The following is a 20,631-nucleotide window of genomic DNA, read 5'->3' on the forward strand; positions in this document are numbered from 1 at the left end:
CGCGGAGTCGACTATAGATTGAACAGATTGGACTAGTAGATATTCCGCCTGTACTGACCGTTTGTGGAGAGCCATAGGTAGTGTGAGGAGCGTTGTAGGACACCCTCTACACTGCTATTATGTGTCCAAACACAGCCCATCGGCCTAATTTAAGAGTGATCCTGTAATTGGTTACAAGCTTGGGGTCACCGCGTCCATATTATGCGAGCCCACCAGACTGACGATGCTGATAATCGCCAAAGCCCAGCAGTGGGAAGAAGAGGATACCAAGGAAAGTGAGCCCAAGTCCAAACCCGATACCTCTCCCAAACGCTCGAGCTACTCCAGCATGAATCTTATACAGCGCGTATAGATTTATGACCGGAATAAATACGAGGAGCAACCACCACCATGCATTCTCCCCGATCCGAAGCATGATATAGAGGTTGTATATCGGAATGATTGCTTTCCACCCTGCGTGACCAGCTTTCTTGAATACCATCCACATCCCGGCAATCTGGATTGCAGCGAGCAATAGCTGGAATAAGAGGAGCACGATACCACCGGCATCACTGCTCTGGAGAGGGGTAGCTAGCACCCCAATGGGGACCATATCCATAGTGGTTTACTGACCTAACAAAAAAGTGGTGAATTCCGTGACGGTACTGGTCAATTGTACGTCCGTCAGTCTACAGGCGGCGCAGGCTGGGTGTCCCGAGACTAACCCCTGAGGTAGTTCATCTAGCCGGTCTCGGGTCATGCCAACTCCGAAAATATCCGGTTCATGGCTATGAACCTCGGTCGGCTTATTTTTTCCAGGGCAGCATCCAAAACCGTCGACGTACGGTGGTTTCCCAGTTTTTGAAAAAAGACTAATCCGGTTTTACGGCCGTCAAATTGCAGTTCACGGGCACAAAATCCCCGTCCGATTTTAATTATCCCCGTCAACTATCCAGCGATACCGTGTCCGCGATTCCAACTTGGATCGACGAACGGATTGATCGGAACCTCGACAACACGCTCACGCAGGAACACGTTGTCGAGACGATGCTTGAGTCCGATCGACCGTTCTTTTCGATCCGTCAACTGCATGCGCGCATCAAGCCTGACGTCAGTCGGGCCACGGTTCGAAACCGGCTTCAGGAGCTTCAGGAGATCGATGTCGTCGCAACCGAAACGTACCCTGACTCGATCAGCCTGTACTACATCAACCACCCAGAGTCGGACTGGCCAGTGTCGCCCGAGGGCAAAGATGCGCTGAATGCAAACACCCCGCTGGATCGGCTCTCCACTCGCGGATTCCTTACCCTCTCGGACACGGCTGGAATCCGCACACTCGTGCTCGCTGGGTTCCAGTTGAGCCTCGTCCTGCTCGCACTTGGTGGCGTCCTCACAGTCATTGGTGCTGATGTAAGCGGTACCCAAAGCGACATCCTACTCTGGGATACCGCATTCGACCTGGTAGTCGTGAGCATACTGTTACTCGTCACCGAGCGGACAGTCCGGTGGGTTCGTGACAGATATGGCCCACTGAACCTCCTGCCATCGACGTAAGCAAAACGAATCAGAGATCACTAATACGACTTCAAAGCCCTCCACTCAACCCATGACCTCCACACCACCTACGCCCGGACCCAAACTGCTCGAGGAACGCTCACTCGGTGGCATCCTCATCCACTTCCTTGCGATTCCAACTGGCGTCGTCGGAGCTGGACTCCTGTATCTCCTCGCCACTGACGAGTTCACAAAACGAAACGCCCGTAACGCGCTTGACTGGCACCTTACTGTGTTACTGATAACCGCCGTCACGTTCGGCTCTGTGTTCACCTATGCCGAACTGACTGGACAGGGTGTCACCGATGTCTCTATCTTTCCATCGTCTGTGTCGACGGTCGCTGGCATCGTTACTTCGGCACTTCTCATGCTTTGGTTTGCTGTCACGGCTTGGACATTCGCTGTCGGGCTCATCGCAATGGTGAAAGCCATATTTGGGACGGCATGGCGGTATCCATTCTCATTAGCTCTCGTCGAGCGGTTTGGATCCCATATTAATCTCTCGGATAGGTGGCCGCTTGTTATACTCGGATACATTGTCTTGTCACCATTGCTCATCTGGGCTGTTTTCTTTGTTCCAGCAAACGATGCTATAGTCATCCTTTCTGCCTTCGGGTTGCTCGGCCTAATACTGGGTTTGACCCCGTTGACAGGGATCGCGATGTATCGTCATGGCAAGGAACATTGGCTGCAAGATGCCGACCAGCAGTCACACGTTTTTGCACATGTTGGCCTCCCAATTCTCGTCGCTGCTATCGGCTATGTGGTTTCGTGGAGCTTCACTCAGTCGGTATCGCCTCAAGGCGATGCAATGTATGTCTTTCTTGCTGCATTCTGGATATCGTCGATCGTGTACTTGATTCGGTGGTGGACGACATCGTCGGAATGATTCACTATAGCAATACTGAAAATCTACTACCTTCTGCCGTCTAAGTAAGGTCCAGCCTGTCTCATTTCGAGTTGATAAATTTCCGCTTGAACTGCGTAGTAGTATTCAGATGTCCGTGTTGAAGACACAGCATAAGTTGTTCAGGTAACACTCTTGAGTTCAGCGGAGCATCGAGTAATTGAGAACCATCAATTTCGCCGGGAGTAGCCGTACAGGAAGCGCGGATTGTCTTCTGCCGAGTACGTTGAGTCTGCTGTCTATGACTACTCAGGCGCAACGACGTCTTCACACATTGGACACTCGGCCCAGATACCCTCCGTATCATCGTCTTTCTCGTATTCAACCAGCAGCCACGCAGTCGTGATACGCTCGTCACAGTTTGGGCAGCGACCGAGACTTCGCGTGTCATCAGGCCTAGAAAGGGGATGGAAGGAGCGTGTGACAGTGTTCCTTCCACGCAAAAATTGCCTGTCTTCGGAAATAAGTGTTAGCCAGGGTCTCGACCTCCCGACACAACGCTGGGGCACGGGCTCGCCGTACTGTCCCAGTTGCGAACAGCGCTGGCACTGTATTGGCGATTGGTCCGAGGCAACCGAGGACGGGGAGCTGTCAGAACCGACGACCTGCCCCGAGCGCTCTGAAGTAGCTGAGTAGCTCGTGAAAGTCGTCTTCGCCCATCGGCGGGTATGTGGTCGACATCGAGACGAACACTGACACACCGGCCTGCTGGAGTTCGTCTACCGCCTGCCAGCGAGTTATCGGTGGCGGGGCGTTCAGTTCCACGGCTCTGACGAGCGTCGCATCGAAAGACGGAATCGACGATCCGATGGTAACCGAACGAGATCATCGACGGTGGGGAAGTTGCCAGTACCTCTTCACATGGAGGCTATAGACGCCATCCAATTGAGCCGGTCAGCGAGGTGAAAATGTCTCGTGTGTCTTGGAATCGCTTCTACAACCGGCGGTAGATGATGATCCCACCGAGAACAGCGACGATCATGCTCCCGGCAATAAGCAGATTCGTGGGTGAGCCGCCAGACGGCTCGACAGTGTCTGTGGCTGCGGTCTGAGACGGTGTGATTGCTGGCCCACCACTGCTGGTCTGGGTTGAGGTTGATTCCTCGGTGTCCGTTTTGGTCGAGCGTTCAGTCACTTCGGTCGTCGTTGTTGTTGGGGTGTCGCTGGGCGTCGGTTCCGTTACTGTCGGTGTGTCCGTCGCTGTTACTGTGTCACCAGAGTCACTGCCGCTGGAGTCGCTACCGTCATCGTCATCACCATCATCACTGTTACTACCGCCGGAACTCGACGAGTCTTCCTCGGTAGGAGTTTCTGTTGGTGTTTCTGTTGCAGTCGGTGTCGGTGTTGGCGTCTCCGTTGCGTTTTCTCCGGACTTGACTGTCAGTGTTCCATCGCGGACGCTGGTGACATTGTATGCGGTCCCGGATTCGTCACCGACGGCTGCAACGGTCAGATCCACATCGCTTGTCCCGGCAGCCTTGCCGGTGAGCGTGACTGAGACAACAGATGTCGAGCCACTGTCGGCGGTATCCATTCCAGTCGCCGCAATGCGGACGCCGTTCGCCTCCTCAGAGGACTGGACTGTTTCTGGATTTCCAGCAACAGACGTGTTCGAGACTGTTGCAACCGAATCGTTGGTGCTTGCGATATCGAGATCCAGTGAGCCGACCCCGCCTGTGGTCGACGTGACTACGATATCAACAGTGGTTGTGTTTCCAACCGTAACAGTGTCAGTCGAAGGCTGGACTACGACACTGGTCGTTCCCGCCCCCATCGCGATCCCCGCCCAGAGGGATACTGCTATACAAAGGCCGAATACTGTCGCAAGCTTCCTCATTAAATATACTGTCTCAATAAGTAGGATTAAGTATTCTGGTTACTGATTCAAACTCACAATACTACCTCTGGTGGGGGTTTATATGGCAAGTTCAACGACAAAATTACAAGCGTTATTTGGAGTATTACTATTAGTGGCTGTCGGTCCGGTCTCAGGGGTGATGACCGGTACCGGGACTGGCCCGTTGCAGACGGCCGGCAATGACATCTCTGGTACAAGTACCGGAAACCAGGCCGTCACCACGGCCGGAAACGAGCCGACACAGACACAACCGACACAAACACCCGCCGCAACGGCTGGGAACCAAGCGACCGGACCACTTTCGACCAGCTGGAATGGCTCAACCGAGCCGAATGCGAGTGCCATCGCGGAGTTAGCACCCCGAGAAAACGACTCGCACCCGTACCCGCTCGTTGGCGATAACCAGCCTACTGATCCAGATGGCGACGGACTCTACGAAGACGTCAACGGCGATGGCGCTGTCAACATCGTCGACGTCGACGCACTGTCTCGTCATTTGGAATCGACAGCAGCCGGTGCCAACTGGAGCGCGTATGATTACACGGGTGACAACCGAACCGATGTCGGGGATATCCAGTGGCTCTTCGTCGCCACGCGCTCGACGCCCTCCAATGACACTGATGGCGATGGACTTCCGGATGCCTACGAGCGAAACGTTACGAAGACCGACCCCAGGGTAGCAGACTCTGACGGGGATGCTGTGATTGACGGCGCAGAAGACTGGGACAATGATACGTTACCGGCATATCGCGAATACCGACTCGGTACTGACCCTCAAAGCAACGATACAGACGGTGACGGACTCACTGATGACGTCGAATCACGGCTCCAGAGCGTTGATCCGACCGACCCCGATACGGATGACGACGGCGTGCAGGATAGCGCTGCCGATCCAGATAACGACTCACTGAGCATCTACAACGAGACCGTCGCAGGTACTCTCAGCAACGATCCAGATACGGACGGTGATGGCCTGCTGGACGGGACAGAGGTACACCAGCTTGGAACTGACCCGCTCAAAGCGGATACAGATAATGATGGCCTTCCAGACGGCGAGGAAGTTCGCCTCGGAACAGATCCACTCGTCGCCGATAGCAACGACAACGGCGTCAGTGATGGTGAAGAGAGCTATACCACGACGGCGACCAACGAGACGCTCGGAGTCACACTGAGCCTGACTGGCAACGGTGATATCGGCAATGGGACGACCATCGCCCCACAAGACGACCCACGGTTCAACACGTCCCGTGTGGGGAATATGAGTGCCTCGCCAGTTGTTGAACTCAACTCCGAGCAAGAATTCTCCTCGGCTAACGTTACTCTGGGGTACAACGAGACTGGGGTGGAAAATGAGAGCCAGGACCTCGCCGTGTTCACATACGATCCCGAGGCGGGGATCTTCGTGCCGTTGAACTCCACTGTTGACGCCACTAACAACACGGCCACTGCAGAAACGACTCACTTCTCCACGTTTGCGGTCTTTGATATCAGCAACTGGGCGACGACGTACAACGCAACTGAGCCAGTGCGACAGACCGACGACGATGGGCTACGCCCAGTCGACGTGACGCTGGTCATGGACACGTCAGGATCGATGAGCAGCAGCGTTAAGCTTCGGAATACAGCTGGACAGCGGTTCGTTGCGGGACTGCTTGACGTGGATCGTGCGGCAGTGGTCGACTTCGACTCATCCGCATACGTGGCACAGGACCTGACATCGGATTTCGGTGCTGCCAATTCGACATTAGATAATCTCGGCAGCGGCGGTGGGACTGACATTGGTTCGGGACTCAGTACCGCAAACAGCCAGTTCGCATCTAACAGCAACGACTCCCGTGCACAAGTGATGATACTGCTGACTGATGGGCGAGGCAACGGCGGGATTTCGGAGGCCCAGACGGCCGCTAATCAAAACACCACTGTCTACACCGTCGGCTTCGACAACGCGAATCGTGACAAACTCCGGGATATCGCCAACATCACCGACGGAGAATTCAATTATGTCACGGACCGCTTGGAACTGCCCAACGTGTTCTCACGGATCGCCGAGAACACCACCGAGATCAACGATACGGACGGTGACGGCCTGAGTGACGAGATGGAACGCGAGGGGGTCATACTAGGTGGACCCAATGGGGATCGCGTCACGACAGATCCGAAGAGCGCTGACACCGACGGTGACGGCCTCTCCGACAGCAGAGAAATCGGCCAGTACACGGAAGTCAGTTATAGTGGCAGGACCGCCTCCTATTACAACCATCTCGCCAATCCAAGGCAGGTCGACACTGACGGCGACAACCTGACCGACGCGGAGGAAGTCGCAGGCTGGGAAGTTCAGCGGACGACCAGTGCTGACCAATCGACCGAGTTCACGAACACATTGTACAGTTCTGCTGGGGATGGGATGGGGCATCTTGAGACGATCTCAGTCCAATCTGATCCGACACTTTCGGACTCGGATTCCGATGGGGTAACTGACGCACAGGAACGACGGTACCGTCTAGACCCCCATAGTCACGATACAGATAACGATTCGATTTCCGACCACAGAGAGATCGTTAAGGGCCTTGATCCGACGATCCATGATTTCCAGCCACCGGAGGTCACTGTCTTTACCGCTCAGTTCAGTAAGCCAAATTCGTGGGCCGACAACCGGGCGACGTACTCACTCACGTTTCAGGTTGACGACCCATCTGCGGTTCAAACGATAGTAGTCAGTCATGACGGTGAAACGAAGGCAACGCCCCGAGTTAGAGAGAACCAGTATACTCACCTCATCGAATATCGGACCGGATACGTCCAGTCCCTTGAGGATGATCTCTCAGCGGCAACAACAAAAATCAGAGTTACAGATACGCATGGGAATGCACGCTCGTCCCCTGCATTCACTCGAAGCACGATCTTTGTTGAGGGAGCACAGCATTCTGAGGCGGTAGATACCAATTCCAGAGTAGCTGCACAGGGACTGGGGTTCTCTTCGGGACTAGCAACAACGTTTGGCAGTAGCATTGAGTCACTCCAGTCCTTCGCTAAAGACCCACTGAGGGCCATCGAGGCGATCAGTACCCTTCTGGACTCTATTCCTGGTCTGGACTCACTGAGCAACCTCCTCTCGCAAGCGCCGGCAGTGTTTGACGCGATGGTACAGAGCTATGAGGATCGTCAAGACAGGGCGAATCCCTACGATCAAGACGCAAAGCCGGAGTTGCACAAAGACTTCCGGGCTAACTACTTCGCCGGGATGCTCTGGGGCGAGGTTGCCCGGTCCGTCACCGGCAGCCAAGCAGCCAGCGCGGCCAAGCGAACCCAGACGGCGAACACTGTAGCTGACCGGTTAGGCGGGACTCGCGTAATGCGGGCGGCCCGGACGTACAGTCGGGCACAGGACCGAGCTGGGGAGTGGCGCGCCCGGCAACAGATGCGAGCGATATCACAACTATCGAAGGCAACGACGGTCCCACGGAGCGGCGCTCGGCGTGTCCTCAAACCCGCCAGAACAGCAACTGATACAGTCCGCATCCGGCACACGATCCGTCGGACAGACGTCGACATGGCGGAGCTGGACCCAGCCCAACAGCGACGCCTCGGCACACTGCTTGCAGAAAACGATCCAGCCGTTGCCCGTGCCGTCCGGCAAATGGACCAAGACGAAATTGATGCCCTGACCCGGGTCGAGATGGATACCCGTACCCGGAGCGATTTCGCCCGCGCATACGAGAGCGGCGAGGTCGACAGCGATGAACTCACGACGGCACTCACCCGCTACGACAGTTTAGATGCGGATGGAAAGGCGGAGTTCGACGAGATGTTGGCGCGCAACGGCGACGACGCGGCCGACTTCGCCGGGCGCACGGACTCGGATACGTTCGATGCTGTGGTCTCACCCTGTGGGGCCAGAAGTGCGCCGTCGCTCGGTCGTGCGGGGTCGCTTCGCACTGACCGGTATCACTCGGTCGCAACGCCGCCGTCGACCCTCGCACAGAGCGGTGGAAGCTGTCCCGATCTTCCGGATGACGTAGAGGATGACCTGCAGGATGCCCTTGTGAATGTCGACGGAGACCTTGATGCCGACAGCGTCGACGATGTCCGCCGATCTATCAACGAGCTAGACGGGGACGCACAGGATTCAGCCACCAATCTCATCGAGAGCGAGGGCACTGACGGTGTCTCGGTCACCAACGACGCAACTGATCTCAGTGACGGCAGCGATAGTGTTCTGACTGACGGGGAGGTTGATGACCTGGTAAGGGCCTACGATACCTACAGCGACAAAAGTTATGGCCGCGATGTCAGGGACATACAGGACGACATCGATGACCTCGACCAGAACGATGTCGACGGTCTCGACGACGCTATCAACAGAGGTACAAGCAGCTCTGGCGACGATATAAGCTCGAACATGAAAGGGCTCGACGGTGAAGTAGAGGTAAACTCAGACCTCTTGGACAGAGACGATATCGACGCCAACGACCTCGAGATGGACAAGCAGATTAGGGAGGATAGCAGTTGGGAAACCGATTCCCTGCAGTCGAGTGATTACAACAGTAACACTGACATCGATAGCGATATCGATGGCGGTCCGGCCTACGAGGTGAAGAACTTGGATTACGAACCCTTTGCAGAGTTCCCGAGAGCGTACGAGGAAACTGCTGACTCACTTGATGACCTCAGAACAAAGCTCAACACGTTCGGTGCCAGCGGTCAAGACGAAATTGTCGTTGTGGTTCGGCAAGATGCCGATACGGCATTCGCCCCAGAAGTCCAGCGTAGTCTTTCCGGGCAGCTGAGCGGTGCGGAGTCACTCCGTGATCTCGGCGACCAGGTTGAATCCAACTTCAACGGTGTCGAAGTAACGTTCAAACGTTTCAACGAGGTAGAGACCTCATGATGGAAGGTGTTGCACAGGCGGGCTTCTACACCTGGGACCCGAACGGGGTAGAACACGTCCTCAACGAGGTACTGAGCGTCGCCGACCACGCAGAGCTGCCTTACAGTTGGGATGGCGACGAACCTGCTACAGCAACTGATATCGGTCTCGGCGATGTGCTCCTTCTGCACGCCGATGAGACGGAATTTCGGATACGATTTGAACCGGATGACAAGATTGAACGTCGGTTAAAGCGTTTTCTGGGCTTGAGTACTAGCGCACGCTACCTGGTGGGAACCGACGAACACGGCGATCAGTACGAGGGATACACAGCAACGTTCGTTGATCTAATACGCCGGCTCTCAATTGCACTCGAACCCGACTACGTATCGGTTGGACATCCAGTGAAGGATGTTCGCCCATCACCACTCGAAATAATGCCAACTGAGGGGGTATTCGAGATAGAACGTCTTCCCTGGCTAAGCGTCTATTCCCCCTCACTCATAGACCAGTTTGGGTGGACAGATCGAATTTCGGCTTCACCAGCCTGGAAAGTTGACCAGCTCGACACTGGTGCTGTGCTCCTGATCAAGACACAGGAGCCGTGGGCCGATGTAAGTCGGGACCATCCACTCGATAAACATCTTCTGGACGGTGATGACGCGTGACTGATGCTAGTGGACCGAATTCAGTTACCCTCGGCGACCCCTTCGCCGCTCTCGACATCGGTGAGTACGGTGCAGACGTGTGTGTCCACCGCGACGACATTAGCACAGAGTTCCCGAACGAGATTCTAGAACTGATTCGTGTCCAAGTCAATGAGGACCGAGACCTGCGCCGCGTCGACTCGGGACAATTCGTCCGTAACGTCGTTTACGCTGACTCCGACGACCGCCACTCAGTAATCAAGCAGATGCTCGCTGACGTTCCCAGCGACGCTACCGACGACAACCTCTACGTCTCGGCGTTGCTTCGGGACGTAATCCCGCCGGCGTTCGTCCGACTGGACGACCCCGACGACGAGAGCGTCGTGACGAAAGTGATGCGTCTTGAGACGGACGTGAACAAAATCAAGCTCCTCGTGAGTCTGGGGCGGGTAGCCCGGCAGGACGACTTCACGGCAGACGACCTCGGCTCGATGGAAGGAGCGCTGGACACGCTGAACGAACTCGACGACAATGAGAATATCGACCAGTACATCGAAGCGAAGCTGCTGTAAGCAGTGACGAAGGCCGCGAGTGACAGTGTCCTTAGCGAGGGTTCGACGTGGTGTAATCCTGCAGACTTAGAATACGATATGGACTCTCCAGCGATGATGCCTGTCCTGAGTTAGTGACAGCCGGGGTTATCGCTTTGATACACACGCTGTGGCTGCTTTACCTATCCTCTTACCTCGCGATTTTGAGACGTCCGCGTGAACCACGTTCTCGATCTCGACTGCGGCGTGGCCATTCAGAGTCGGATCAAAATCAGGCGCGTTGACAGTTATCCAGAAAGCTCACTCGTTCCGTACTGTTGTTCCCACTCGTTTCGAGCAGCTATCTCTCGTTCGCCACGTCGCGCGACTGAGTAGATGTTGGTTCGTCTGTCTTTTTGTGCCTTCTCAATGAGCCCTTTGTCGGCAAGTGTGTCAAGGCTCGGGTACAGCCTCCCATGATGGATTTCTCCCTCATAGTATTCCTCCATCTCCTCTTTGATTGCGAGGCCATGTGGGCCGTCTAGACCGTACACCACATACAGCAGGTCACGTTGAAAACTGGTGAGGTCAAACATTTCAGGATATCTAACAACTTTGCGCCGTTAAGTCTAATGAAATTGACTAAAATCCAGACGCATTGATGGCTAGAACCGGTTTCGAAAACGGCTGAAATCTGATTGTAAACTAGTGTTAATCCTCGCCTGCCTCGTCCTCCTCGGGCTGAACATCCCGAAGCCGACCACTGATCTCCTGGTCGTACTCTTCTAGGAGCTTGTAAAACTCCGCAATCGTCTCCTCGGCAGTCTCACCCTTCGACTTGATCGTCATACTGTCTTCGTCTCGCGTCCCGGTTCCTCGTTTCATCCGGGCCTCCATACTGCACCCAAAGTCCGTTCGTTCGACCTTTTCAACTGAGTCTGGAGCCGCATCCGGCTCTGTGTCTGATTCTTCTGACATGGTTTTCCTCGGGACGCTCTCACTGGACCGCCCCGCACCCGACTGGGGCACACAAAACAGCCCTCAATCGCTGCTCTCGAACGCACCCAGACTAGCCTGCTCACTCGGAACGGACGACGTGACCGGAGGTGTTCGATCTTCCGAGCCCGTATCTGCCCCCTGCGTTGGACTGGGATGGTTCTTCGCCTCGACCGTATTCTCGAAGGCGCCGGTCACCCACTCGTGAAGCTCTTCGACCTTCTCGTCGTCTAGCTCGCGAACGTTCCCACCCAGCGAAGAGTACGACGTCTGCCACGCTCGCTGGAACTCGACAGTCAGTGAGTCGCCCTGAATAACGTAGGCATCCAGATTCAGGAAACAGCAGTTCAGTGCCGTCATTCGGGCACAGAGTGGGTCCTTATCTTGCCCGACAAACAGGGCGTCTGGCTGCTTTCGACCGGCGACCAGCAGTGTTCGACCGCTCCCACAGGCTGGGTCACAAACTGTCTGTCGGTCCTCAGTATCATTCTCGTCTCCGACGCCGGCGATTTCGGCCATCGTCTGCAAACAGAGTGCGGTGTGAAGTGCTGACCGAAAGCGTCGCTGGACATTCCATACTCCTCGTACACAGCACCCAGAACGTCAGCATCGGTGGCCGCCATCCGTTCTTGGAGCTGACCGAACGCCTTGGCGAAGAGGTCGACCGAGCGCTGTTCGTCTGGATAGTCCATGTCGCCGCGCTCGCGATAGTCATCGACGATCTCCAGATACGGGTCGTCTCGGTCCTGCAGTGCGAACATCATAAGGTTGACCCAGTCTCGGAAGACTGTGTGGGCGCTGTGCCCGCGCTGGCGAATTTGCTCAAGTGTTGCAACAATCTCGTCGACGTCGATCTGTGGCGAAGCCATACTCTCTCAGCCACCAGAGAGTCACAAAATCTGGCCTGCTGAAGAGCGTCACTCTGAGAGTTCTACTTGCCAAGTGATCGAGTCAAGATAGGGACCGAGTGAATATAGAGCCTGTTCAGTCGTCGTCAGCCGTATATGCGCCACCACGGCGTTTGATCCGGGCGGCAACAAGCAACTGTTCTTCTTGCCGAAACGTCACGGAGAGACGGAACTGTCCGATTCGAATTTTCTTGTGTGGGCTGTTCTGAAGTGGTTCGCCGTACTCTGGCGGGTCGCGCCACGGCGAGGTGACGATCTCAGTGAGTTTATCGAGGATTCGGTCCTGTACCTCTGGTGAGAGCGAATTAAGATCATCCTGTGCCGTGGAAGAGAGTTCCCACGTCCACTTGTCATCACTCATCGCTTGTTCCGAACCTCTCACGCGCTTCTTCGGCGTCCATCGTTTTTCCTTCACGACTTTCTTCCTCAGCAGCGAGGAGTGCGATAAGTTCGTCGCGGTCGAACGTCGGGAACTCGACAGCATCTCGGAGTGTGTAACGAATAAACTCGCTCCGGCTGTTGAAACCGCGTCCTTGCCACGTCTTGTCGATTTCGTCGAGGAATGACTCTGTGGCTTTGAAATTCACTGTGACGATTTTATCCTCCTCGTCTCCTCCTGTGGTTGCTTCAGACATACGTCTGTAATACGTTAGTAGTACTATTAATCATTTTGCCGGGTTCATACTGAACACATCGATACGTCTACACGCATACTGAGCGGTCGTTTCAATTGCTTTCACGGATGAAGAGCCCGTATTCACAACAGCTACGACGAGTCGTACAGGTCCTCAACCCCCCGTCGATAGTAGTCCTGACTGGAGTCTGGAACTGGATCAGCTTCCTCCGGGTGCTTCGCGATGATGCTGGCGAACTGCTTGGGCGGCTTCCAACTGTCATCAATTTCGCGGGCCTCCAACTGCCTCATGACCGCATGCTCACCGTCAGCAGTAACGTACAGAACACGAATCCCCGGCTTCTCACTCAGTGGCCCTCTGAGTAGCTTTCCTGTTCGTGTATTCACCAGCCACTCAAGTAAGAGCCCAGCCCGGCACTGGATTGCGTACAGTTGCACTTCGTTCTCCTCGGGAGATTCTGTGCGCCCGTTGTCGGCCCACGATTGGGGCAACGACCGATTCTCAGTCTCATCTTTCCATCGCCACTTCAACTTTTTCGGACCCGTATTCCCACGTTGGTATTTACTACTCATTGTTGGATTCTCTCAGCCACTAGAGAAACACAAAATCCGCTCTTTATCGCCTCTATAGCAATTTTTTTCCTGTTTGGGAATATATGTATTAGTACGAGGACTCATCATGAAAACAGCCGAGTCCCCTACCCCGGCTAGCGAGTGTTCGCCCCCAGACCAGTGGATATCCCGCCAGCCCAGCGGCACCCGCGAACTTGATTTCAAGGAGGTTCGACAGCGTCGGTCAGCAACGTGGAACGCCGCCCTCGATGCCAGTGTCGACGTAACGAAGGGTGGCCGTCCGGACCTGTTCCTCGTCTCCGTCGACGACGACTGTCCCGTTAATTGCTCGCTGGCCGAGCATCCAAACGGGACCCACACCGGCTGGTGCAGCTGCGAAGTCTTCCAGGCGACGACCGTCTGCCCACATCTCTGTGTACTCCGCCAGCACACTGCCTTCGGTGATCTCGACCTGCCAGAACGAACAAGCGACAGTCAGTCGTCGTCAGCCGTGTAAGCACCGCTCCGGTGTTCGATTCTGTGGATTTCAAGCACTGAGGCATCATGTGCAAGCACACATGCAAGGCGGTACGTTCCAACTCGGAGTTTCCAGAACGGCCCGCCAGTCAGTGGTTCTAGGAAGTCCTTGGGCTCGTGCCATGTTGAGTCGACAACCTCGTCTAGTTTCGAAACGACTCGATCCTGAACGTGCGTATCGAGATCACCAAACTGCTCAGTCGCACGCTCAGTGAACTTCCACGTCCACTCAGCGTCACTCGTCATTACTGTCTTGGTCCATCATCGCACGGACTTCTTCACGCGAAACCAGTTCAGCATTACCCGCCCGAAGATCGTGCTCGCTCGCGGCAATCTGTTTCCACCCACTCCGACTAAATGCGGGGTGCTTCACTGCATCCCGAGCGACATGGCGAAGGAACTCACTCCGCGAATTGAATCCCTCCTCCTGCCACGTTGCATCGATGTCTTCGAGAAACGATTTGCTCAATCGGAGGTTTATCTGTACCATCTCTGGACCACCGTTTCCAGTATCGCTGTCTGCATCAGACATATACAAATGCTATACGTTCGTGTAGTATAATTCTTCACCTATTCTGAGACCTACGGCTGCTCTGTCGAGTAGTGGTATCGTCTCATCAGCCGTCGCACATCGAGACATCAGCCAGCGGCCGAACGTCGACGCGCCCAGTCCGATCGTGGTCAAGACACTGGCACAGTCGTTCTCGAACCGTCGCCTGCGAACACGGCTCGACGTCAACCCCTAGCCGGGGGTCGTCTCGAATCTGGACGTACTCTGCGTCGATGTCCAACGGCGTGTGCTCAACTCGACACCAGATCGTCTTCGCTCCGGCTTGGTCTAGATCAGTCACGTACCGAGCAGCCACCGCTTCGTGGCGAAGTTCGACAAGGACTCGTTCGACAAACGATGCGACTTTCGTTGGCGACCGTGGCGCTGGGACCGACGCAAAAACACTCGAAGAGTCGTGCTGTGCCGCCGATTCTGAAGTATCAGTAACTGACATGTGTCCTTCTCAGGACGTGCTTGCTGGCTCGCCCTGCACCTTCGCCGGGGCACGCAAAACAACGGTCGCGAGCGGTCACGCAACGATATGCTCCTCGATTTCTTGGAACCACTGGCGGGCCGTCGTAATATGCACATCCAGTGGCTCGCAGATCGTCGCTTGTGTGAGCCGGATATCTGATTCTTTCCCGGCGAGGTACAGAGCGCCGGCTGCGACACCGTCTGGTCGCCCGTTGACCGCTGTTGACTCAGTTGCCTGCTCTGCAAGTTCGAGTGCCCGCTGGCGAATCTCCGGGGCAACGTCGAATGGAAGGTCCGAACAAATCCGCGCCACCCAGTCCACCGGGAGCGATACTGGGATCGGAAGGTCAAGTTCCACCAAGAACGTCCGGTAGCAGTTCCATATATGGGAGTCTGAACACCGGGCAACGTCGGCTACCGTCTCCATCGTCACGAGGCCATTGCACCGGCAGGCAGCGTACACAGCGGCCGCTGCACCGTCTTCAATCGACCGTCCGATTAGGAGGTCCTTGTCTTGGGCTTCCCTGAAGAACGTGGCTGCCTGCTCTTTCACCGCCTTACTCTCAGACAGCGCACTCGCAATGCGTCGGATTTCGCCAAGCCCGTGAGCGAGATTCCGGTCGCGCTTGCTGGTGAACTTCGACCGGCCATGGAGTTGTCGCTGGCGAGCAAGCCGTCGACGCCAGGGAAGGGCGGACGGCCCTGCGTGAGTGGCTCGTGTACGGGACAGGCAGTACAGAGGAATTACCGACCGTGCTGATTCTTGGCCGTTTTGTCGAAACGAATACCTGCTTCTATTGTCGCCCAGTTACGGAATGAGAGAAATGAGCGACTTTTTCAGCAGTCTCCGTCCACCTTCCGTGAGTTCCCCGCTCGCCTTTCCGTCGATGGCCGTTCCTGGTGGGACCGTATATATTGCACATGGCATGAGGTGGGTGGTGTCGTTGAACGAGATACCGCTGAGATGCTCGTCTTTGAGCTCGGGTGTGGTTTGCTGGTATCCTCCGGCGCTGGTTCCAACACACATCACAGTACAAGTACAACCCCTTGCTGGGGTTCCTATCCTGTCTCGACGCACGCGGGAACACGGCCCTCAGTCGCCACGTTGAGCTTCAGCGTCGCGACCAATCAAACCGTATCTCGGTCCGTGTAGGTGTAGCGACGCTTAATCAGACCAGCCTCGTTGAATACGAAGAAGTCGGCAAATCCAAATGAGACAGCGGTATCAGCTTGCACGCCGCTAAATGTCCCTCTCACCGCAACAGTCTCGTCTTCGCTGGTGAGCGAGTGGATTTCATGGGACCCAGCAGACAGCGGCCGTTGGTTGAGATAAAAGTCCTTGAGAGCGTCTCTGTTACGAATGTTGTCCTGCCCAGGGCGTTCATACACTATACTCTCATCAAAGAGAGCAAACACTGTATCATACTCTTCAGCATCGACCGCCGTGTAGTACGCTCGAACAGCATCTTCGTTCGTCTGTGACACAGTGGTTCATATTCCGCAGAATAAAAGTAGTTCATCATTTTTCTAAACTCGGTACTGTTTAGTGGTCGTGTTTAGTTAAGCGTGAAAAGTGAGGCGAGAGTGATTTCAGCTGTCCATGGCAGAAATCACGCGCCTCAGCGGATGTAGAGACTGGATTGATTTGGGTTTTGTGGAGCGCGAGCGGACACCCGAGCCAGCGATGGCGTTGGGTATTCAATCGCACGTTGCGGGCCTCTCGCTATCGAATACCGTTGAATTACTCGAAGATCTGGGTGTCCAACGCAGTCGCAAAGCCGTCCACGATTGGGTGCAGAAAGCCGATCTACAGCCCGACTCTGGAAAATCTCCGAATCAGATTGCGATTGACGAAACAGTGATTTGGATCAACGATCAGCAGTTCTGGCTGTACGCCGCGGCCGATCCGCAGTCGAACGAACTGCTTCACATCCGGCTATTTGCGACGACTACGACCACTCTCACAGAAATTTTCTTGCGCGAACTTCGGCAAAAACACGACGTCGAAACTGCCGTCTTTCTCGTCGATGGCGCTCAACATCTTCAAACTGCACTGCAACGAGCTGGACTCCGATTTCAGATGTCTCGCCACGGAAATCGGAACGCTGTCGAACGGATTTTTCGAGAACTAAAGCGACGAACCTCGTCGTTTTCGAATTGCTTTAGCCATGTCGAACCGGAAACAGCCGAAAATTGGTTGCTGAGTTTCGCTCGCTGGCACAATGCTACTAACTAAACACTACCGTCTCGTTTGTGGTTACATTCTTGTCGAGTCGATACGTCACTTGTCGGCCAGTCGTCGTGTTGACCGCAGCGTACGAGAGCGTATAGAATCGGTTACCGGTCCGATACACCGTCTCGTTAGCACTATGCGGCGGCTCCGTTGCGGCGACCGTCACTGAGTCGTTCTTCGCGGCCTGACGGAGAACTCGCATACCGCGGTCGCGTTCTTCTAGATCTCCCAACTCTTCTTCAGAGAGTTGTGTGCTGGCGTTGTTAGCTAGCTCTTCGTCATCCACTGGCTCCATAGAGAGCGAACCGGCGGGCTGCCCGCAGCCAGCGAGTGCGAGGAGACAAAGCGTTGCAGCTGTGACCAGAATCAGCCGTGCTTGCACGTTCATTATGCTAACTGGCTAGAGTTGCGATACTGGTAGTCGCCAAAGCCCATCAGCGGGAAGAAGAGGATGCCAAGGAATGGGAGTCCAAGTCCGAACCCGATGCCTCTTCCGAACGCCCGAGCTACGCCAGCATGAATCTTATACACTGCGTAGAGGTTCACAACCGGAACGACAAGCAGTAGCAGCCACCACCATCTGTTCTCACCGATCTGGAGCATCACGTACAGATTATATATCGGGATAATTGCCTTCCAACCTGCGTGGCCGGCTTTACTGAATACCGTCCACATACCAGCGACTTGGACTCCAACAAGGGCTAACTGGAATAGGAGTATTACAGTGGCTGCGGCACCACCGAGGATGTCACTACTTTGGAGGGGAGCTTGCAATTCAAGCGGGACCATATTGGCGTCACGCTGCTGAATGGTTAAAAAATTAATCAATCTGCCTCATAGCGCAATCGTGTTTTGTGGGTGTGGAATGGATGTCTTGGTTTCACATCTAGTGGCAGTCTATACTGATACGGGAGCTACACTGGTTCAGATATCTTCTCTTTTGGTTGAGAGAATCAGCAGCAGAATCGCTGTACTCGCATATCGCTCGGTTTTGCATTCGGTGCGTTCCGTTCGCTCGAGCAAGCGCAGTTGTCATTTCGGGATGGACCGGTTCTAGCGGACAGCTGTTGTGGCGATCGTCGCCGACGGGTCATCAAATGGGGTGAAGTCCATGTGGTAATTGCAAGCAGATAACCGAAACCGAGCGTATCGTGCTCGTGGGTAAGCCAGCGAGGAGTTGCTCCACGCGATTCATGAACTCAACCCGGAACGGTGCCCAATTGGGCGGTGTATACGACCCCGAAGCAGACGCAGGGGGGACCAATATCAGAAGGGCCTGACGCCTAGTTTTCACGCAGCTCTCGCACCCCCCTCATCGCACCGGGTACCGGGTGTGATCGGTGTGCAACAAACTACCCCGAAATCCGGAACCACTGCTGGAATGAGACTCTCGCAGCGTGTGTGTTATGCGCAGAGAAGATTGGTCGTCACTCGATTATCTCCAAGCCAGTAATCTCAAATCGTGTTCCGCCGATCGAGCTTTCAGTCACACGAATATCCCATCCGTGAGCGTCGACGACTCGCTTGGTGATGTTGAGGCCAATCCCAGTACCCGCTTCAGAGGTCGAATATCCAAGATTAAACACCTTTTCGCGTTCTTCAGCGGGGATTCCCGGCCCATCATCCTCAATATAGAACCCAACATCGTCGCTAGAAATCATACCAACAACGACGGTGACATCCACGCCAGCATGGTCAATTGCGTTCCTGAACAGGTTTTCCAAGAGGTGCTGGAATTGATCCACGTCTGCTCTGATCAGCGTCTGAGTAGCACCTCCACAATCGCAATACACCTCGGCGTCATCGGCAGGGTCAGCCGCAATATTCCACGCGGCCTCAGCAGCGGTTTCAATCGCAACTGGTTCCTGTGACCCAATCTCCCGTTGCTCACGAGTCAGCCACAGCAGGTCCTCGATAATACGCTCCATTCTGTCGGTCGCTGTTTCGATCACATCGAGGTGTTCGCTTGAGCACTCCTGTTGAACGAGGTCTAGACGGCCAGTAATTACGTTTAGCGGGTTCCGTAGATCATGGCTAACAGTGGCTGCAAATTGCTCTAGCTGTTCTTTTTGATCCTCAAGCTCTCGTTCACGCCTGTTCCGTTCGGAGACATCGCGGCCAGTACCGACAAGTCCTCTCAGATTACCATTTTGATCTGTCAGGCGGTTCCCGGTGAATTCATACGGAATCCGCTTGCCGTCCTCAGCAAGTAAATCGGCCTCAATGGCTGTTTGCCCCGTAGTGAGCGTCTCCTCGATTGCTTCAGAGATTGTGTCATGCTCGTCGTCTGGAAAGAGGTTGATCACATCACGGTTCGAGAGCTGTGCTTCGCTACGTCCAGTCACCGTTGCGAACTGTTCGTTACAGCGCTGAATATGGCCCTCAGGATCGAGAACATAGAAGATGTCTGCAAGCGAGTCAAGTGCTTGGTCGATGAAGGTCCGCTCTGCACGCAGCTCATCACGAATCTTCAGCGAATGCACGGCATGGGAGATGTTGTCCCCAAGTTCACTGAGCAGCGCCTGCTCGCTCTCACAAAAGGCAAACGAGCGAGACGAGTACACACCCAGAAGACCGTACAACGTGCCGTCGTATTCTAGTGGAACCGCGGCACAACTTTTGTACCCCCGCTCAAGTGCCTCCTCCCGCCAAGTCTCGAATTCCGGGTCGTTTTGAATGTTCTGTGAGGCAGCGATGCGTCGCTTCCGGATAGCCGTACCTGCAGGCCCCTGTCCAGTAGGTGAATCGTCAGCAGTGACAGTAATGTTCTCTAAGTACGACTCTTCAACGCCAGCAGAGGCGCAGGGCTCGATCCGATCTGTGTCGGGATCACGCTCGCCAATCCACGCAAAAAGGTAGGGGTCGGACTCGCTAATGATTTCACAGACGCGGGTTTTAATTTCTGCAATCGAGTCCGCTCGGATGAGTGCCTGGTCGACACTACTTGCGAGGGCACGAACCCGCTCAAGTTCGGCAGCCCGCTGGCTAGTACGATACTGGTCAACGGCATTTTCGATACGATTTGCCAGTAATTCGTATCGCTCTGTGCCGTGGCCTTTTCGAAGGTAATCGGTTGCGCCTGCAGCAATGGCATCACTTGCGACTGTTTCGCTCCCCTGTCCAGTAAACAAAATAAATGGTACGTCAGGATACGTTTCTCGGACGGCTTCAAGCAGTTCAATACCGTCCTGTTCGGGCATCCTGTAATCGCTGACGATGCAATCAACATCGCTTGCTGCGAGTCGTTCTAACGCTTCAGTACCACTTGTCTCGGTAATAACATTGAAATCGCTAGACTGCTGCTCAAGAAGTTCGGCTGCTACATCCAAGAAATCCGGTTCATCATCAACGTGGAGGACCGTAATACGCGACATCTCGGACACAATATCGAATCTACTTAATTTC

22 protein-coding genes and 3 pseudogenes are annotated in these 20,631 nt (G+C 54.9%); 7 read left to right on the forward strand and 18 right to left on the reverse strand.

The features are described from left to right. Positions 1-199: 199 nt before the first annotated feature. Positions 200-592 carry a DUF5684 domain-containing protein gene (locus tag BDK61_RS18055; protein WP_049939224.1) on the reverse strand — a complete coding sequence of 131 codons (393 nt, stop codon included), beginning with the start codon at positions 590-592 and terminating at the stop codon, positions 200-202. 350 nt (positions 593-942) lie between these two features. Here BDK61_RS18055 and BDK61_RS18060 point away from each other — a divergent pair, with 350 nt between their 5' ends. Further along, positions 943-1,533 carry a helix-turn-helix domain-containing protein gene (locus BDK61_RS18060; protein ID WP_049939223.1) on the forward strand — a complete coding sequence of 197 codons (591 nt, stop codon included), beginning with the start codon at positions 943-945 and terminating at the stop codon, positions 1,531-1,533. A 52-nt stretch (positions 1,534-1,585) separates the two neighbouring features. Beyond that, positions 1,586-2,422: a DUF4870 domain-containing protein gene (locus BDK61_RS18065; protein ID WP_011224972.1), complete on the forward strand. Its 837-nt coding sequence runs from the start codon at positions 1,586-1,588 to the stop codon at positions 2,420-2,422. Positions 2,423-2,685: 263 nt separating this feature from the next. Here the strand turns inward: BDK61_RS18065 and BDK61_RS24495 are convergent. The 3 genes and pseudogenes from BDK61_RS24495 to BDK61_RS18080 form a co-directional block, all read right to left on the reverse strand. Next, positions 2,686-2,832 (reverse strand): annotated as a pseudogene (locus BDK61_RS24495) (DUF7837 family putative zinc-binding protein); the annotation flags it as partial. 199 nt (positions 2,833-3,031) lie between these two features. Next, complete coding sequence (locus tag BDK61_RS18075) at positions 3,032-3,205, reverse strand: hypothetical protein (protein WP_394337635.1); 174 nt, start codon at positions 3,203-3,205, stop codon at positions 3,032-3,034. A gap of 169 nt (positions 3,206-3,374) precedes the next feature. Beyond that, the gene (locus tag BDK61_RS18080) at positions 3,375-4,214 is read right to left on the reverse strand and encodes a hypothetical protein (RefSeq protein WP_121304031.1); all 840 of its coding nucleotides are present in this window, start codon (positions 4,212-4,214) and stop codon (positions 3,375-3,377) included. 196 nt (positions 4,215-4,410) lie between these two features. Between BDK61_RS18080 and BDK61_RS18085 the strand changes: the two genes are divergently transcribed. From BDK61_RS18085 to BDK61_RS18095, 3 genes are read left to right on the forward strand one after another with little or no spacing between them, the layout of a single operon-like run. Beyond that, entirely contained in the window at positions 4,411-9,186 is a 4,776-nt protein-coding gene (locus BDK61_RS18085) for a VWA domain-containing protein (RefSeq protein ID WP_167467398.1), read from the forward strand. Then, the gene (locus tag BDK61_RS18090) at positions 9,183-9,833 is read left to right on the forward strand and encodes a hypothetical protein (RefSeq protein ID WP_011224978.1); all 651 of its coding nucleotides are present in this window, start codon (positions 9,183-9,185) and stop codon (positions 9,831-9,833) included. The genes BDK61_RS18085 and BDK61_RS18090 overlap by 4 nt, the downstream gene beginning before the upstream one ends. After that, positions 9,830-10,384 (forward strand): hypothetical protein, encoded by a 555-nt coding sequence (locus tag BDK61_RS18095; protein ID WP_121304033.1) that lies wholly within the window; start codon positions 9,830-9,832, stop codon positions 10,382-10,384. Before BDK61_RS18090 ends, BDK61_RS18095 begins: the two co-directional genes overlap by 4 nt. Before the next feature lie 266 nt (positions 10,385-10,650). Here the strand turns inward: BDK61_RS18095 and BDK61_RS18100 are convergent, their stop codons facing one another. The 6 genes and pseudogenes from BDK61_RS18100 to BDK61_RS24380 form a co-directional block, all read right to left on the reverse strand. Then, positions 10,651-10,938, reverse strand: a complete 288-nt coding sequence (locus tag BDK61_RS18100; protein WP_011224980.1) for a PadR family transcriptional regulator — start codon at positions 10,936-10,938, stop codon at positions 10,651-10,653. A gap of 115 nt (positions 10,939-11,053) precedes the next feature. Beyond that, the gene (locus tag BDK61_RS18105; protein ID WP_011224981.1) at positions 11,054-11,320 is read right to left on the reverse strand and encodes a DUF7389 domain-containing protein; all 267 of its coding nucleotides are present in this window, start codon (positions 11,318-11,320) and stop codon (positions 11,054-11,056) included. 63 nt (positions 11,321-11,383) lie between these two features. Further along, positions 11,384-12,207, reverse strand: a pseudogene (locus BDK61_RS18110) (N-6 DNA methylase). 115 nt (positions 12,208-12,322) lie between these two features. Further along, complete coding sequence (locus BDK61_RS18115; RefSeq protein WP_121304034.1) at positions 12,323-12,607, reverse strand: type II toxin-antitoxin system RelE family toxin; 285 nt, start codon at positions 12,605-12,607, stop codon at positions 12,323-12,325. Further along, positions 12,600-12,881 carry a ribbon-helix-helix domain-containing protein gene (locus tag BDK61_RS18120; RefSeq protein ID WP_050007921.1) on the reverse strand — a complete coding sequence of 94 codons (282 nt, stop codon included), beginning with the start codon at positions 12,879-12,881 and terminating at the stop codon, positions 12,600-12,602. Before BDK61_RS18120 ends, BDK61_RS18115 begins: the two co-directional genes overlap by 8 nt. A 131-nt stretch (positions 12,882-13,012) precedes the next feature. Further along, on the reverse strand, positions 13,013-13,453 hold the full coding sequence (locus tag BDK61_RS24380) for a hypothetical protein (RefSeq protein WP_121304035.1): 441 nt from the start codon (positions 13,451-13,453) through the stop codon (positions 13,013-13,015). A 106-nt stretch (positions 13,454-13,559) separates the two neighbouring features. On the opposite strand from BDK61_RS24380, the gene BDK61_RS18130 reads away from it, so the two are divergent. Further along, the gene (locus BDK61_RS18130) at positions 13,560-13,949 is read left to right on the forward strand and encodes a hypothetical protein (RefSeq protein ID WP_121304036.1); all 390 of its coding nucleotides are present in this window, start codon (positions 13,560-13,562) and stop codon (positions 13,947-13,949) included. Here BDK61_RS18130 and BDK61_RS18135 read toward each other — a convergent pair. The 5 genes and pseudogenes from BDK61_RS18135 to BDK61_RS18160 all read right to left on the reverse strand — a co-directional run bounded on the left by BDK61_RS18135 (position 13,928) and on the right by BDK61_RS18160 (position 16,478). Beyond that, the gene (locus tag BDK61_RS18135; RefSeq protein WP_011224987.1) at positions 13,928-14,215 is read right to left on the reverse strand and encodes a type II toxin-antitoxin system RelE family toxin; all 288 of its coding nucleotides are present in this window, start codon (positions 14,213-14,215) and stop codon (positions 13,928-13,930) included. The genes BDK61_RS18130 and BDK61_RS18135 overlap by 22 nt on opposite strands. Continuing rightward, entirely contained in the window at positions 14,205-14,501 is a 297-nt protein-coding gene (locus BDK61_RS18140; RefSeq protein WP_011224988.1) for a ribbon-helix-helix domain-containing protein, read from the reverse strand. Before BDK61_RS18140 ends, BDK61_RS18135 begins: the two co-directional genes overlap by 11 nt. Before the next feature lie 85 nt (positions 14,502-14,586). Continuing rightward, positions 14,587-14,973 (reverse strand): hypothetical protein, encoded by a 387-nt coding sequence (locus tag BDK61_RS18145; protein WP_049939216.1) that lies wholly within the window; start codon positions 14,971-14,973, stop codon positions 14,587-14,589. A gap of 75 nt (positions 14,974-15,048) precedes the next feature. Then, positions 15,049-15,675 (reverse strand): annotated as a pseudogene (locus BDK61_RS18150) (transcription initiation factor IIB); the annotation flags it as partial. A 446-nt stretch (positions 15,676-16,121) separates the two neighbouring features. Beyond that, positions 16,122-16,478 carry a nuclear transport factor 2 family protein gene (locus BDK61_RS18160; RefSeq protein ID WP_049939215.1) on the reverse strand — a complete coding sequence of 119 codons (357 nt, stop codon included), beginning with the start codon at positions 16,476-16,478 and terminating at the stop codon, positions 16,122-16,124. Between the two features lie 115 nt (positions 16,479-16,593). Here BDK61_RS18160 and BDK61_RS18165 point away from each other — a divergent pair, with 115 nt between their 5' ends. Further along, entirely contained in the window at positions 16,594-17,229 is a 636-nt protein-coding gene (locus tag BDK61_RS18165; protein ID WP_121304037.1) for an IS6-like element ISH14 family transposase, read from the forward strand. On the opposite strand, the gene BDK61_RS18170 is transcribed toward BDK61_RS18165, so the two are convergent. The 3 genes from BDK61_RS18170 to BDK61_RS18180 all read right to left on the reverse strand — a co-directional run bounded on the left by BDK61_RS18170 (position 17,222) and on the right by BDK61_RS18180 (position 20,600). Then, positions 17,222-17,614: a hypothetical protein gene (locus BDK61_RS18170; RefSeq protein ID WP_121304038.1), complete on the reverse strand. Its 393-nt coding sequence runs from the start codon at positions 17,612-17,614 to the stop codon at positions 17,222-17,224. The two genes, BDK61_RS18165 and BDK61_RS18170, sit on opposite strands and share 8 nt — an antisense overlap. Continuing rightward, positions 17,614-18,015 carry a DUF5684 domain-containing protein gene (locus BDK61_RS18175; RefSeq protein ID WP_121304039.1) on the reverse strand — a complete coding sequence of 134 codons (402 nt, stop codon included), beginning with the start codon at positions 18,013-18,015 and terminating at the stop codon, positions 17,614-17,616. Before BDK61_RS18175 ends, BDK61_RS18170 begins: the two co-directional genes overlap by 1 nt. 638 nt (positions 18,016-18,653) lie before the next feature. Continuing rightward, positions 18,654-20,600: a hybrid sensor histidine kinase/response regulator gene (locus tag BDK61_RS18180; protein WP_121304410.1), complete on the reverse strand. Its 1,947-nt coding sequence runs from the start codon at positions 20,598-20,600 to the stop codon at positions 18,654-18,656. Positions 20,601-20,631 lie beyond the last annotated feature (31 nt).

The sequence above is a fragment of the Haloarcula quadrata genome, from assembly GCF_003634715.1.
GTDB lineage: Archaea > Halobacteriota > Halobacteria > Halobacteriales > Haloarculaceae > Haloarcula > Haloarcula marismortui.